The sequence below is a fragment of the Streptomyces sp. NPDC042371 genome (genome assembly GCF_056437465.1).
On record NZ_JBWKAP010000003.1, the window covers coordinates 295,164 to 311,609 of the forward strand.

Here is a 16,446-nt window from a genome sequence, read left to right on the forward strand (position 1 = left end):
CCGTTCGCCGTTCCCGTAGTCCGCGTGCAGTGTGTCCGCTGCCCGCCGTAAGTAAGGTTGAGCATTGATCCCGTTGTCTTTCGCGCAGCGTCGGTTGTGGTTCATTCACCAGCTGGAAGGGTTGTCGTCGACGTACAACATTCCCCTGGTGCTGCGGCTGACCGGTGGACTCGATGTTCAGGCGCTGGGTGCGGCCGTCGCCGGTGTCGTGGGGCGGCACGAGAGTCTGCGGACGGTGTTCCCCGCCGTGGACGGCGTGGCCGAACAGCGCATCCTGGACGCGGCGGAGGCGGAGTTCGGATGGGAGGTCGTCGACGCCGAGGGATGGTCGGCGGCCGCCCTGGACGACGCGGTCGAGAAGACGGCGTGGTACGAGTTCGACCTGAGCGCTGAAATCCCCTTCCGCGCACGGCTGTTCAGGGTGGCCGACGACGAGCACGTGCTGGTGCTCGTGATGCATCACATCGCGTCGGACGGTCTTTCGCTCGCACCGCTCCTGCGGGACGTCGAGGTGGCGTACGCCGCGCACGTCGCAGGGGAGGCCCCCGGCTGGGCGCCGCTGCCGCTGCACTACAGCGACCACACCCTCCGGCAGCTCGACAGGCTCGGCGACGAGTCCGATCCCGACAGCGCGCTCAGCCGTCACCTGCGGTACTGGGAGAAGGCGCTCGACGGCTTCGAGGGACGCCTTGAGCTCCCGACGGACCGGCCCTACCCGGCGGTCGCCGATCACCGGGGCAGCCGGATCCCCGTCGAGTGGCCCGCGTCGCTGCAGGAACAGGTGCGGAAGGTGGCGCGGGAGAACCGGTCCACCGGCTTCATGGTGGTCTCGGCCGCCCTGTCGCTGCTGCTGTCCGAGCTGAGCAACAGCCCCGACGTGGCGTTCGGCGTCCCGACCACGGGCAGGCGCGACGCGGATCTCGCCGACCTGGTGGGCTTCTTCGCCAACACGCTGGTGCTCCGGGCGGATGTCTCCGGGCAGTTGACGGGCCGTCAGTTGCTGGCGCAGGTGCGGGGCCGGATCCTGGACGCCTCGGCGCATCAGGACGCTCCCTTCGACGCCCTGGTCGACCTGATCAACCCCACCCGCTCGCAGACCCACCACCCGCTGGTCCAGGTCATGCTCGGCTGGCAGAACAACATCTCCGCGGAGCTGACACTGCCGGGCGTGCGGGCCGACACCGTGTCCACCACGTCCCGCGCGGCCCGCATGGACCTCACGTTCAGCCTGCGCGAGCGGCACACCGAGTCCGGCGAACCGGCGGGCATCGGCGGCGTGGTCGAGTACCGCACCGACGTGTACGACGCGGCGACGGTCCAGTCGATGGTCGACCGCCTGGAGCGGATCCTCACCGCGATGGTCGCCGACATGGACCGGCCGGTCCTCTCCATCGACGTACTCGACGACGATGAGCGCGCCCACCTCGACCGCCTGGGCAACCGTGCCGCGCTCACTGAGCCCACCCGCGGCGCGTCGATACCCGAGCTGTTCGCCGCTCAGGTGGCGCGGACACCGGGCGCCGCGGCAGTGGTGTTCCAGGGCAGCTCGTGGACGTACCGCGAGCTGGACGAGGCGTCGGCGCGCCTGGCGCACCTGCTGACCGGTCGCGGAGTGGGCGCGGGGGACGCCGTCGCCCTCCTGCTCCCGCGCTCCGCCGAGACCGTGATCGCGGTCCTGGCCGTGCTGAAGCTGGGCGCGACGTACGTGCCGATCGACGTCAAGCACCCCGACGAGCGGGTGGCGTTCATCCTCGGCGACGCGGCACCGGTCGCCGTCGTGACCACGGCCGCGCTGGCCCACCGGATCGACGGGTTCGACATCGCGGTGATCGACGTCGACGACTCCGGCCTGGCTGCACAGCCGGTCACGGCCCCGGCCCTCCCCGACGCGGGCCGGATCGCTTACATCATCTACACCTCCGGCACCACCGGTGTGCCCAAGGGCGTCGCGGTCACCCACGCGAGCGTCACGCGGCTGTTCACCTCGACGGCTCCGGGGTTCGTACCGTCCGCCGACCAGGTCTGGTCGCTGTTCCACTCGTACGCGTTCGACGTGTCGGTGTGGGAGATGTGGGGTGCGCTGCTGCACGGCGGGCGCCTCGTCGTCGTCCCCGAGGACGTGGTCAAGGCCGCCACCGACTTCCATCAGCTGCTCGTCGACGAGCACGTCACCGTCCTGAGCCAGACGCCGTCGGCGTTCTACGCACTGCAGGCCGCCGACATACGGCAGGATCCCGGGGCCCGCCTCGACGCCGTGGAGGCCGTGGTCTTCGCGGGCGAGGCCCTGGAGCCGTCCAAACTGCGGGCGTGGCTGGAGCAGCGCGAGACCTGGCCGCACCTGATCAACATGTACGGCACGACGGAGACGACCGTCCACGCGTCGTTCCGCGGCATCGTCGCGGCGGACCTGGACAGCCATGTGAGCCCCGTCGGCGTGCCCCTCGCCGACCTGGCCTTCTTCGTGCTGGACGCCGGGCTGTGCCGGGTGCCGGTGGGCGTGGTCGGCGAGCTGTACGTGGCGGGCCCCGGTGTCGGCCTCGGCTACTTGGGCCGTGGCGGTCTCACGGCGTCGCGGTTCGTGGCCTGCCCGTTCGGTCCCGCGGGCTCGCGGATGTACCGCACGGGCGACCTGGTGCGGTGGAACCGCGCGGGCGAGCTGGAGTACGTGGGCCGCTCGGACGACCAGGTGAAGATCCGTGGCTTCCGGGTGGAGCTCGGCGAGGTCGAGGCCGCGCTGGCCGGTGTCGCGGGCGTGGAGCGGGCCGCGGTGGTGGTGCGGTCCTCCGACGCGGGCAAGCAGCTGGTGGGCTATGTGGTGCCCGCCGACGCCACGGCGGGCGTGGACGGCGCGGTGGTGCGCGGTGCGGTCGCCGGGCACCTGCCGGAGTACATGGTCCCCGCGGTGGTCATGGTCGTCGACGACCTGCGGCTGACGGTCAACGGCAAGCTGGACAAGCGGGCCCTGCCGGAGCCGGAGTTCACCGGCGGCGTGTACCGGGCGCCGTCGTCGCCGGTGGAGGAGATCGTCGCGGGGATCTTCGGGCGGGTGCTCGGTCTGCCGCAGGTCGGCGTGGACGACCCGTTCTTCGACCTCGGCGGCAACTCGCTGTCGGCGATGCGGGTGATCGCGGCCCTGCGGGAGTCCTTCGGCTCCGAGATCGGTGTCCGGGCGCTGTGGGAGGCCCCCTCGGTGTCGGGGCTCGCCCGGCTGGTGGGCAGCCCGGCCGACGGCGGTGCGGCGTGGGTTCCCATGGCGCGTCCGGAGCGGTTGCCGCTGTCGTTCGCGCAGCGCCGACTGTGGTTCATCCACCAGTTGGAGGGGCTGTCGTCGACGTACAACATCCCCCTGGTGTCGCGGCTCACCGGTGAGCTGGACGTCCGGGCGCTGGGCGCGGCGGTCGCCGATGTCGTGGGGCGGCACGAGAGCCTGCGGACGGTCTTCCCCGCCGTGGACGGCGTGCCGGAGCAGCGCGTCCTGGACGCGGCCGAGGCGGACGCGGGCTGGGGCGTCGTCGACGCCGGCACGTGGACGGAGGCGCGGCTCACCGACGCCGTCGGCGCATGCGGCCGCCACACCTTCGACCTGGCCACCGAAGTGCCCTTCCGGGCCACGCTCTTCGCGGTGTCGCCCACGGAACACCGGCTCGTGCTCGTCATGCACCACATCGCGGTCGACGGATGGTCGCTGGCACCGCTGCTGCGCGACCTGTGGGCCGCGTACGCAGCACGCGCCGAGGGGCACCCGCCCTCCTGGTCGCCGCTGCCCGTCCAGTACGCCGACCACACGCTCCGCCAGCACGCGCTGCTGGGCGACGAAGCGGATGCGAGCAGCGTGCTCGGCCGACAGGCGCAGTACTGGGAGCGGGCGCTGGAGGGGCTCCCCAGCAGGCTGGAACTCCCCACGGACCGGCCCTACCCGGCGGAGGCCGACCAGCACGGGGGCCGTGTCGCCGTCGAGCTGCCCGCGGACTTCCACGAGCTGGTGCAGCGGGTCGCGCGGGAACGCAACGCCACCACGTTCATGGTGATGTCGGCGGCGCTTTCGGTGCTGCTGTCGCGGCTGAGCGGCAGCGCGGACGTGGCGTTCGGCGTGCCGACGGCGGGCCGGGGGCGGACCGAGCTCGACGACATGGTCGGGTTCTTCGTCAACACCCTCGTGCTGCGCACGCAGGTCTCGGGCGAGCAGAGCTTCGGCGAGCTGCTCGGGCAGGTGCGGGAGCGGAGCGTCGACGCGTTCGCGCACCAGGACGTGCCCTTCGACGCGCTCGTGGAACGGCTCAACCCGGTCCGTACGCAGGCCCATCACCCGCTGGTCCAGGTGCTGTTCGGCTGGCAGACCGACACCGTCCCCGACATCTCGGTGCCGGGACTCGGCATGGAGACCGCCTCGGTCGACATCGGGGCCGCCCGGATGGACCTGGCGTTCAGCCTCCGTGAACGGTTCACGGACAACGGCCGTCCCGGGGGCATCAGCGGGATCGTCGAGTACCGCACGGACATCTTCGACGCCGCGACCGTGGAGCGCATGACGGCACGCTGGCAGCGGCTGCTGACCGCCATGGCGGCCGAGCCGGACCGTCCGTTGGCCTCGCTCGACGTGCTGGACGAGGCGGAACAGGCGCAGCTGGACGTGCTCGGCAACCGGGCGGTCCTGGCGGAGCCGTTCGACGCCGTGTCGGTGCCGGAGCTGTTCGCCCGCCAGGTGTCGCGGGCACCGGACGCCGTGGCGATGGTGTTCGAGGGCCGCTCGTGGACGTACCGGGAGCTGGACGAGGCGTCGTCGCGGCTCGCGCATCTGCTGGCCGGGCGCGGGGTGGGCGCCGGGGACACGGTGGCGCTGCTGCTGCCGCGTTCGGAGCACACCGTGACGTCGGTGCTCGCGGTGCTGAAGCTCGGCGCCGCCTATGTGCCGATCGACGTGAACCATCCGGACGAGCGCGTGGCGTTCGTACTTGAGGACGCCGCGCCGGTCGCGGTCCTCACTCTCAGCGAGCTCGCGGACCGGGTCGATGCGGACCGGGTGACGGTCGTGGACGTCGAGGACCCGGCCGTCGCCCGGCAGTCCACCGCCGCCCTGCCGTACCCCGCCGCCGACCAGGCCGCCTACGTCATCTACACCTCGGGCACGACCGGCACCCCCAAGGGTGTCGCGGTCACCCACCGCGGCATCGCGGACCTGATCGTCACGCACCTCCAGCGGCTCGCCGCGTCCGGCGCCCCGAGCAGCGACTCCCCGGGCACCGACCCCCTGGGCACCAGCTCCTTGCAGCCGCACGACCACGTCTGGACGCTGTTCCACTCCTACGCCTTCGACTTCGCGGTGTGGGAGATGTGCGGTGCGCTCCTGCACGGCGGGCGCCTGGTCGTGGTCCCCGAGGAGGTCGTGTACTCGCCCTTCGACTTCCGCGAGCTGCTCGTCGCCGAACAGGTGACGGTCCTGACGCAGACGCCGTCCGCGCTGGCCCGGCTCTCCCCGGAGGGACTGGAGTCGATCGCGGTGCTCCTGGTCGGCGGCGAGGCGTGCCCGGCGGAGCTGACCGAACGCTGGGCCCCCGGGCGGGCGATGATCAACGCCTACGGCCCGACGGAGTGCACCGTCTACGCGTCGATGAGCAGGCCGCTGGCCGCCGACGGGGTGGTCCCGATCGGCGCCGCGGGGTCGGGCACCGCGCTGTTCGTCCTCGACGGCGGACTGCGCCGGGTGCCGGTGGGCGTCGCCGGTGAGCTGTACGTCGCGGGACGCGGCGTGGCGCGCGGCTATGTGCGCCGTCCTGGGCTTACGGCGTCGCGGTTCGTGGCCGACCCGTTCGGCCCCGCGGGCTCGCGGATGTACCGCACCGGCGACCTGGTCCGCTGGAACCACGAAGGTGAACTGGAGTACGTCGGGCGCGCCGACGACCAGGTGAAGATCCGTGGCTACCGCGTCGAGACCGGCGAGATCGAGTCGGTGCTGCGCGCGGCCCCGGGCGTGGGGCAGGCCGCTGTCGTCGTCCGCGAGGACCGGCCGGGACACCGGCAACTGGTCGGCTACGTCGTCGCCGATGCCGATGCCGATGCCGATGCCGATGTCGACGGCACGGCCGCGCTGGACGGTGCCCGGCTGCGCTGCCTGACGGGCGAATGGCTGCCCGAGTACATGGTGCCCGCGGCGGTCGTGGTGCTGGACGCGCTGCCCATGACCGGCAACGGCAAGTTGGACAAGAAGGCCCTGCCCGCGCCCGACCACGGGGACACGGAGGGCTACCGGGCCCCGGCCACCGATGCCGAGGCGAGCCTGGCGGCCATCTACGCACAGGTGCTCGGCGTCGAACGGGTCAGCGTCGACGACTCGTTCTTCGACCTCGGCGGCGACAGCATCTCCTCCATGCAGGTGGTGTCCCGGGCCAGGGAAGCCGGACTGCACTGCAAGCCCCGCGACATCCTGGTCGAGCAGACCGTGGCGCGCGTGGCCCGCGTACTCCAGCAGTCGGGACCGGACGAGCCGGGCCTTGAGCCGGACGACGACACGGGACCCCTCACGGCGACGCCGATCATCCGTTGGCTCGACTCCCTGGCGGCGCCGACGGACGAGTTCAACCAGACGATGCTGTTCCAGGCGCCGTCGGAGGCGGAGCACGGTGACGTGGTCGCGCTCCTCCAGGCGTTGCTCGACCGGCACGCGATGCTCCGGCTGCGCATGGACGACGTCCCGCCGGGCGAACCGGGCAACCTCACGATCCCGCCCGTCGGCTCGGTGGACGCCGCCGACCGCGTCACCGTCGTCGAGGAGCTGACCGACGACGCGTTCACCGCCGCGGTGCGCGGGCTCGACCCGCGCCGCGGGGCCATGGTGCACGCCGTCTGGTCCGCACCGGCCCGCCAACTCCTCTTGGTCGTCCACCACTTGGCGGTCGACGCCGTCTCCTGGGGGATCATCCAGCGGGACATCGCGGCGGGCTGGCGGCACCTCGCCGAGGGCCGGGACATCGCGCTGGAGACCAGCGGCACCTCGTTCCGGCGCTGGGCCACGACCCTGGCGGAGTACGCCACCACACCGGAGGTCACCGACCGGCTGCCGAGCTGGCAGCGCATCGAGCGGGCCGCCGCGCTGCTGCCCGCGACACAGCGGTCCACCGACACCTGGGCGGACGTGGAGCAGCTGTCGGTCTCGGTCGACGCCGAGCTGACGGACGTCCTGGTGACCGAGGCGACCGCGGCCCTGCACGTCAACGTCCAAGAGCTGCTGCTCATCGCGCTCGGCACGGCACTGGCCCAGCAGCACCAGCACTTCGGCGCCCCCTTCCGCATCGACGTGGAGGGCCACGGGCGCCGCGACGAGGTCGGCACAGGGACCGATCTGACGGACACCGTCGGCTGGTTCACCGCGAAGTACCCGGTCGCGCTGACCGCGTCGCCGCTGGACAGGGAGACGGTCCTGGCCGGTGCCCCGGCCCTCGGCGCCTGGGTCAAGGACGCCAAGGAGCAGTTGCGTGCCGTCCCGGACGGGATCACGTACGGCCTGCTCAAGTACCTCGGCGACGGCGCGGACCTGCCCGGCGCGGATCCCGCGGTCGGCTTCAACTACCTGGGCCGCCGCGGCACCCCGCAGCCCGGTGACCGCCCCGGCGACTGGCGGATCCTCGGCCCGCTCGAATCGCCGGAGGCCAGGCGCTTCGGCTCCCGGCCGATGCTCCTTCCGCACACGGTCGACATCAACGCGGTCGTGCTCGGCAACGGCGCGGGGTCGGAACTCCACGCCACCTGGAGCTGGGCGGGCGCACGCGTCGACCGCTCCTACATCACCGAGCTGCACGCGCGCTGGCATGACGTCCTCGTCGGGATCGCCGCGTACGTGCGGAACGGCGGCGGCGGACTCACGCCCTCCGACGTGCTGCCCACGGCGGTCACCCAGCAGCAGCTCGACCGGCTCGCGCAGACCGTGGAACCGGCCGACCTCCTCCCGCTGACCCCGCTCCAGACCGGTCTGCTCTTCCACCGCCGCTCCGACAGCGCGGAGCCCACCGAGCTGTACACCGTGCAGCTGGGCATCGAGATCACCGGCGCGCTGGACGTGCCCCGCCTGCGCGAGGCCGTGCGCACCGTCGTCGCACGCCACCCCAACCTGGTGGCCCGGTTCGTCTCCGACCGGCTCACCGAGCCGGTGCAGGTCATTCCGAAGCGGCCGGACGTGCCGTGGACCGTGGTCGACGGCAACTACAGCGATGGCGACGAACAAGCCCTCCTCGACGCCGAGTTGGCCGCCTGCAGCAACCTCGCCGACGAGGCGCCGCTGCGCATCCTGATCCGCGAGACGGGACCGGACCGGCACAAGCTGGTGCTCTCCGTGCACCACATCGTGGTGGACGGCTGGTCGATCCAGATCATCCTCCGCGAGATCTTCGCCGCCTATCGCAAGGAGTCCCTGGCGCCCGCCCCCGCCTTCCGCGGCTATGTGGAGTGGCTGGCCGCGCAGGACTGGAGCGCCGCGCGACGTCACTGGCAGCACCTGCTCGCGGACCTGGAGACGCCGACCCTCGTCGACCCGGTCGACCGCTCGGGACCCGCCGCGCGGGCGCTGCTGCGGGCCGACCTCCCGGCCGGTGTCACCCGCGCCGTGGAGCGCCTGGCCCGCGCGCGGAACACGACGATGAACATCGTGCTGCAGGCCGCCTGGGCGCGCCTGCTCGGCGTGCTGACCGGCGGCCAGGACATCGTCTTCGGCACCACGGTCTCGGGCCGCCCGGCCGATCTGCCCGGCAGCGAGTCGGCCGTGGGCATGTTCATCAACACGGTCCCGGTACGCGCCCGTACGACCCTCTCGACGACCGCGGCCGAGCTGATCGGCACGCTCCGGGACGCCCATCACGACGGCATGGACCACCAGTTCATGGCGCTGGCCGACATCCAGCGCGCCGCGGGCCACCAGCGGCTCTTCGACGCGATCTTCGTGTACGAGAACTATCCGCTGAAGGCGTCCGGCGGACAGCTCGACAGCGACGGGCTCGGCATCCGGATCGCCTCAAGCCGCGAGTTCACGCACTATCCGATCGCCTTGCAGGCCTGGCCGGGAAGGCAGTTGAGGCTCCGCCTGGAGTACCGCACCGACGTCTTCGACGAGCGGACGGCCGCACGGATCCTGGCCTGGCTGGAGACGCTGGTCACCGCCATGGCCGCCGACGCCGACCGCCCGCTCGCGGCGATCGACGTGCTCGACGGCGACGAGCTGGCGCGGCTGGACGTGCTGGGGAACCGGCCGGTCCTGTCGGAGCGGAGGGATGTCCCGGCAGAGCAGGGCGCCGCGGTGTCGGTGCCCGCCCTCTTCGCCGAGCAGGTGCGGCTGCGGCCGGACGACGTGGCGGTGGTGTTCGAGGGCAGGTCGTGGACGTACCGCGAACTGGACGAGGCCTCGACGGGGCTGGCGCGGGTGCTGGCCGGGCGTGGCGTGGGCGCGGACGATGTCGTCGCGCTGCTGCTGCCCCGCTCGGAGCACACCGTGACGGCCGTTCTCGCGGTGCTGAAGCTGGGCGCGGCCTATCTGCCCCTCGACGTGAACACCCCCGACGAACGGCTGGCGTTCGTCCTGCGGGACGCGGAACCGGCGGCGGTCGTGACGACAGCGACGCTGTCGGAGCGGGTGCGCGGACACGGCGTCACCGTGGTGGACGTCGCGGAACCGGCGCAGGACAGCCGACCGGTCGGCGCCCCACTGGTCGGCGGCGACTTCCCGGCCCCCGACGCCGACCGCATCGCCTACCTCATCTACACCTCCGGAACCACCGGCACCCCCAAGGGCGTCGCCGTCACCCACGCCAACGTGACGCAGCTGTTCACCACGTCCGCACGGACGTCCGAGCTGGCCCCCGGCCAGGTGTGGTCCCTGTTCCACTCCTATGTGTTCGACGTGTCGGTGTGGGAGATGTGGGGCGCCCTGCTGCACGGCGGCCGCCTGGTCATCGCCTCCGACGACACCGTCCGCTCCGCCACCGACTTCCACGACCTGCTCGTGAAGGAGCGCGTCACCGTCCTGACCCAGACGCCCTCCGCCCTGGGCCGAATGTCGCCCCTGGGGCTCGACACGGTGCGGACCGTCTTCGTGGGCGGCGAGGCCTGCCCGGCCGAACTGGTCGACCGGTGGGCTCCCGGCCGAGAGGTGATCAACGCCTACGGTCCGACCGAAGGCACCGTCTACGCCTCGATGAGCGCCCCCATGCGGCCCGGCAACGGCGCCCCCATCGGCTCCCCGGTGCCGGGTGCCGCGCTGTTCGTGCTGGACGCGGGGCTGCGCCGGGTGCCGATGGGCGTCGTCGGTGAGCTGTACATCGCGGGGCGGGGTGTGGCGCGCGGCTACGTGCGCCGCCCGGGGCTTACCGCGTCGCGGTTCGTGGCGTGCCCGTTCGGTCCCGCGGGCTCGCGGATGTACCGCACCGGAGACCTGGTGCGCTGGAACGCCGACGGTGAGCTGGAGTACCTCGGGCGCTCGGACGACCAGGTGAAGATCCGTGGCTTCCGGGTCGAGCTGGGCGAGGTCGAGGCCGCGCTGGCCGCCGTGGCCGGGGTGGCGCACGCCGCGGTGGTGGCGCGGGACACCGATGCCGGTGCGCAGGTGGTGGGCTATGTCGTGCCTGCCGACACCGGCGCGGGCGTGGACGGCGCGACGGTACGGGCCGAGGTGGCCGCACGGCTGCCGGAGTACATGGTCCCGGCCGTCGTCGTGGTCATCGACGAGCTGCCGCTGACCGTCAACGGCAAGCTGGACAGGAGGGCGCTGCCCGAGCCCGAGTTCTCCGGCGGCGCGCACCGGGCCCCCTCATCGCCGGTCGAGGAGATCCTCTGCGGCATCTTCGCGCGGGTGCTCGACCTGCCGCAGGTCGGCGTGGACGACTCCTTCTTCGACCTGGGCGGCAACTCGCTGTCCGCGATGCGGGTCGTGGCGGCCGTACGGGAATCCTTCGACTGCGAGATCGGCGTGCGCGCGCTGATGGACGCCTCGTCGGTGGCGGGCCTGGCCCGTCTCGTGGGCGACCCGTCGGGTGACGGACAGGCCTGGGAGCCGGTCGTGCGCCCGGAGCGGCTGCCGCTGTCGTTCGCGCAGCGCCGTCTGTGGTTCATCCACCAGCTGGAGGGGCTGTCGGCGACCTACAACATTCCGCTGGTGCTCCGGCTGACCGGTTCGCTCGACGCCGACGCGCTGGCCGCGGCGGTCGCCGATGTCGTGGCCCGGCACGAGAGCCTGCGGACGGTGTTCCCGGCCGTGGACGGGGTGCCCGAGCAGCGCGTGCTCGACGTGTCCCGGGCGCACTTCGCCTGTGCCGTCAGCGACGCCACGGCCTGGACCGAGCAGCGGCTGGACGACGAGGTCGGCACGGTCACCCGCCACGCCTTCGACCTGGCCGCCGAGATCCCCTTCCGCGCCCGGCTCTTCAGGGTCTCCGCCACGGAACACCGCCTCGCCCTGGTGGTGCACCACATCGCGGGCGACGGCTCGTCCCTGGCACCGCTGGTCCGTGACCTGCTCACCGCGTACCGGGCCCGCGGCGCCGAGACGGCACCGGTCTGGGAGCCGCTGCCGGTGCAGTACGCCGACTTCACGCTCTGGCAGCACCGGCTCCTCGGCGACGAGGCCGACCCCGACACCCGGCTGGGCCGCCAGACGGCCTTCTGGGAGCAGGAGCTCGCCGGGTTCGAGGGCCTGCTTGAGCTGCCGACCGACCGGCCCTACCCCGTGGTCGCCGACCACCGGGGCGGCCAGGTCCTCGTCGAGTGGCCCGCGGAACTGCAGGAGCTCGTCGCGCGCAGGGCGCGGGAGCACAACGCGACGACGTTCATGGTGATGTCGGCGGCGCTTTCGGTGCTGCTGTCGCGGCTGAGCGGCAGCTCGGACGTGGCGTTCGGCGTGCCGACGGCGGGCCGTGGCCGCACCGAGTTCGACGACATGGTCGGGTTCTTCGTCAACACCCTGGTGCTGCGCACCGAGGTCTCGGGCGAGATGAGCTTCGCCGACCTGCTCGGGCAGGTGCGGGAGCGCAGCCTGGACGCCTTCGCCAACCAGGACGTGCCCTTCGACGCGCTCGTGGACCGCCTCAACCCGGTCCGCACCCAGGCCCACCACCCCCTGATCCAGGCCCTGTTCGCCTGGCAGAACGTCACCCTGCCCGACCTCTCCCTGCCGGGCCTGGACATCACCCCGCTGCGCGCGGACACCCTGACCGCCCGCATGGACCTGACCTTCAGCCTCCGTGAGCGGCTCGACGGCTCCGGCCGCCCCGCGGGCATCGGCGGCGTGGTCGAGTACCGCACCGACGTCTACGACGCCGCGACCGTCGAGCGCCTCGTGGCCCGCTGGCAGCGGCTGCTCAGGACGCTGCTCGCCGATGCGGACCGCCCGGTGCTCTCCATCGACCTCCTGGACGAGCAGGAGCTGGCGCACCTCGACGTCCTCGGCCAGCGGTCGGTGCTGGGTCACCCGGCCGACGACCCCTCGATTCCCCGGCTCTTCGCCGAGCAAGTGCGGCTGCGGCCCGCCGACGTGGCGCTGGTGTTCGACGGCAGGTCATGGACGTACCGGGAGCTGGACGAAGCGTCGACGAGGCTGGCGCACCTGCTTGCCGGGCGCGGCGTGGGCACGGGCGACGTCGTCGCGCTGCTGCTGCCGCGCTCGGAGCACACCGTGACCGCGATCCTGGCGCTGCTGAAGCTGGGCGCCACCTACGTGCCGATCGACGTCAAACACCCCGACGAGCGCGTGCGGTTCGTCCTCGGCGACGCCTCGCCCGCCGCGGTCCTGACCACGGTCGGCCTCGCCCACCGCGTCGAGGCGTCCGGCGTCCCGGTCGTGGACGTCGAGGACCCCGCGACGGCCGCACAGCCGACCGAGGCGTTCCCGCTGCCTGACGCCGACCTGCTCGCGTACATCACCTACACCTCAGGAACGACGGGCGTCCCCAAGGGCGTCGGCATCACCCAGGCGAACGTCACGCAGATGTACGCCCCATCGGAGCGGTCCTTCAAGCCCACCCCGGACCAGGTGTGGTCGCTGTTCCACTCCTATGTGTTCGACGTGTCGGTGTGGGAGATGTGGGGCGCCCTGCTGCACGGCGGCCGCCTGGTCGTCGTCCCCGAGCACGCCGTGCACTCCGCCGACGACTTCCACCGGCTGCTCGTCGCCGAGCGGGTCACCACGGTCAACCAGACCCCGTCGGCGCTCGAAATGCTCTCGCCCGAGGGTCTGGACGAGGTGCACACCGTCTTCGTGGGCGGCGAGGCGTGCTCCGCCTCGCTGGTCGAGCGCTGGGCCCCCGGCCGGTCCATGATCAACGGGTACGGGGAGACCGAGACGTTCTACGCCTCCATGAGCGGGCCCATGAAGCCCGGCGCGGGAGCGGCCCCCATCGGTACACCGGTGCCGGGCGACGCGCTGTTCGTCCTGGACGCGGGTCTGCGGCGGATACCCGTCGGCGTGGTCGGCGAGCTGTACGTGGCGGGCCGCAGCGTCGGCCGGGGCTATGTCGGCCGTGCCGGTCTGACGGCGTCGCGGTTCGTGGCGTGCCCGTTCGGTCCGGCGGGTTCGCGGATGTACCGCACCGGTGACCTGGTGCGCTGGAACCCGGACGGTGAGCTGGAGTTCGTCGGGCGCTCGGACGACCAGGTGAAGATCCGCGGCTTCCGGGTCGAGCTGGGCGAGGTCGAGGCCGCCCTCGCGGACGTGGCCGGGGTGGAGCGTGCGGTGGTGACCGTGCGCTCCACCGAATCCGGCAAGCAGCTCGTGGGCTACGTCGTGCCCGCCGACCCGGCCGTGCGGGTCGACGGCGGCTCCGTACGCGGCGAGCTCGCCGTGCGGCTGCCCGAGTACATGGTCCCGGCCGCGGTCATGGTCATCGACGCGCTGCCCTTGACCGTCAACGGCAAGCTGGACAAGCGGGCCCTGCCGGAGCCGGAGTTCACCGGCGGTGTCTTCCGGGCGCCGTCGTCACCGGTGGAGGAGATCCTCGCGGGGGTCTTCGCCCGGGTCCTTGAGGTGCCGCGGGTCGGGGTCGACGACTCCTTCTTCGACCTGGGCGGCAGCTCGCTGTCCGCGATGCGGGTCGTCGCCGCCGTACGGGAGGCGTTCGACACCGAGATCGGTGTGCGCGCCCTGATGGAGGCGCCGACCGTGCGGGGCCTCAGCAGGCAGCTCTACAGCTGGTCCGCGTCCGACGAGATGCCCCAGGTGGTGAGGTTGCGCCAGGGCACGGGACGCCCGCTGTTCTGCATCCACCCCGGCGGCGGCGTCAGCTGGGCCTACCGTGCCCTTGGCGGCGCCGTGCGGCGCCCGATCATCGGCATCCAGCAGACCCTCGACGACGGCCAACGGCCCGGCACGGTACGCGAGATGGCCGAGCACTACGCCGACCTCGTGCAGTCCGAACAGCCCGAAGGCCCTTACGACCTGCTCGGCTGGTCCTTCGGCGGTGTCGTCGCGCACCAGATGGCCGCGGTCCTTGAGCGCAGGGGAGCGCAGGTGCGGCGGCTCGTGCTGCTGGACGCGGCCCTCGTGGAATCCGGCACGCCCCGCTCACCGGACGAGGAATTCGACGAGATCGACGTACTGCGGTACTTCGTCTCCAAGAACGTCGACCTGCCCGCGCCGCCCGAACTGACCACCCAGGAACAGCTGGTGGAATGGATCGAAAGCCATTCCTCCCTTGGCGCGGCCATTCCACCGGCCTGGATGATCAGCCACGTCGTGCACAACCTCCGATTCAACTCGGAACTCTGGCACGGCCACACACCTGACGTGTTCAGCGGCGCCGCCGTGGTGTTCCAGGCCATGGGCAAGGAACTCGACCCCGGCTATTCACGCGACTGGACACCCCATGTCACCGGTCCGGTCACCGAGATCGCGGTGGAATGCGAACACAACGACATATTGAGTACCGACGTGTTGGACACCTATGGCGACCGGCTGCACGCAGAACTGGAAGGCGGCGACGATGACCAAACCCGGTGAGTTTCCCTATGAGGCCGGAATTCATCCCAAGGGATATACGTCCCGGCCGTGGACGATCAGGCAGTTGGCCGGTCTCGGCGACGGAATGGACACCAACAAGCGTTTCCACTACCTCCTCGACCGCGGTGAGACGGGGCTCTCCCTCGCCTTCGACCTGCCCACGCAGCTGGGTCTCGACCCGGACGACCCGACGGCCGTCGGCGAGGTCGGCCGCGCGGGCGTCTCGGTGGCCACCGTCGACGACCTGGCCGCCGTGTTCGACGGGATTCCGCTGGACCAGGTGTCGGTCTCGTTCACCATCAACGCGACCGCACCGATGATCCTCGCCCTGTGGGTCGTCGTCGCCGAGGAGTCGGGCGTCGACCCCGCGCTGCTGCGCGGCACGCTGCAGAACGAGATGCTCAAGGAACACGCGGCCCGCAAGGCGTTCGTGTTCGACCTGGACGACAGCTTCCGCTTCTCGCTGGACGTCATCGAGTACTGCGTACGCCACCTGCCCAAGGTCAACCCCGTGTCGATCTCCGGCGGGCACGCCCGCGAAGCCGGTGCGAGCCGGTCGATGGAGGTGGCGCTCGGCATCGCCGACGCGGAGGCGTACCTCCAGGGCATGCTGGCGCGCGGCTTCACCGTCGACGAGGTCGCACCGCGGCTCAGCTTCATCTTCGGCACCCACATGGAGGTCCTCGCCGAGGCGGCGAAGTTCCGGGTGCTGCGCAGGATGTACGCCACCCGCATGGTCGAGCTCTTCGGCGCCGCCAACGAGAAGTCGACCCGCATGCGCGTCCAGGTCAACACCTTCGGCTCGGCGCTGGCCGCCAGCGAGCCGCTCAACAACATCGCGCGCACCACCGTCCAGGCCATGGCGGCCGTCCTCGGCGGGGTCCAGTCCCTGCACGTGTGCGGCTTCGACGAGGCCGCGCAGACCCCGGGGCAGCTGTCGGCGCGCGTCGCGCTGCGGGTCCAGCAGATCCTCCTGAAGGAGACCGACCTGGCGCAGTACGTCGACCCGCTCGGCGGCTCCGACGTGATAGCCCGGATCGCCGACGAGATAGAGGCGGAGGCCACCGGCTGGCTCGACGACATCGCGGCCCGCGGCGGCCTGCTGAGCTGTCTGCGCAGCGGCTGGCTGGAGTCGCGCATCGACGACATGGCCTACACCGGGGGCGGCCCCACGGTCGGCGTCGTCGATGCCGAGGAGTCCGAGGAAGAGGACTGGCTCACCGAACGGCAACTGCGGTCCGGTGTCGTCCCCGGGCGCCGCACCCCCTTCGAACGCAGGAACTGCGACGCGGAGCTGCGCGCCCTGACCGAGGACGTCGCGGCGGGCCGCAACGTCATGGAGTCGATGATCGCGGCGGCGCGGGCGCGGGCCAGCATCGGACAGATGCAGCAGGCCGTCGCGGCCGGACTCGACGCGCCGCCGCCGCACGCCTGACCGGCACGCGGCACAAGTTTCCGAACACCCGAGTGGATAGCGAAGC

At 72.0% G+C, this 16,446-nt stretch carries 2 protein-coding genes; both read left to right on the forward strand.

Translation table 11 applies throughout. The features are described 5' to 3' along the window. Window positions 1–64 precede the first annotated feature (64 nt). Entirely contained in the window at window positions 65–14,965 is a 14,901-nt protein-coding gene (locus AC068B_RS10940) for a non-ribosomal peptide synthetase (protein ID WP_478670633.1), read from the forward strand. Beyond that, on the forward strand, window positions 14,949–16,400 hold the full coding sequence (locus AC068B_RS10945; RefSeq protein WP_478670635.1) for a methylmalonyl-CoA mutase family protein: 1,452 nt from the start codon (window positions 14,949–14,951) through the stop codon (window positions 16,398–16,400). Before AC068B_RS10940 ends, AC068B_RS10945 begins: the two co-directional genes overlap by 17 nt. Window positions 16,401–16,446: the final 46 nt, after the last annotated feature.

What these genes read in the sequence shown, in the direction of transcription:
- AC068B_RS10945 (WP_478670635.1), top strand. Translation starts at nt 14,949, where the DNA reads ATGACCAAACCCGGTGAGTTTCCCTATGAGGCCGGAATTCATCCCAAG.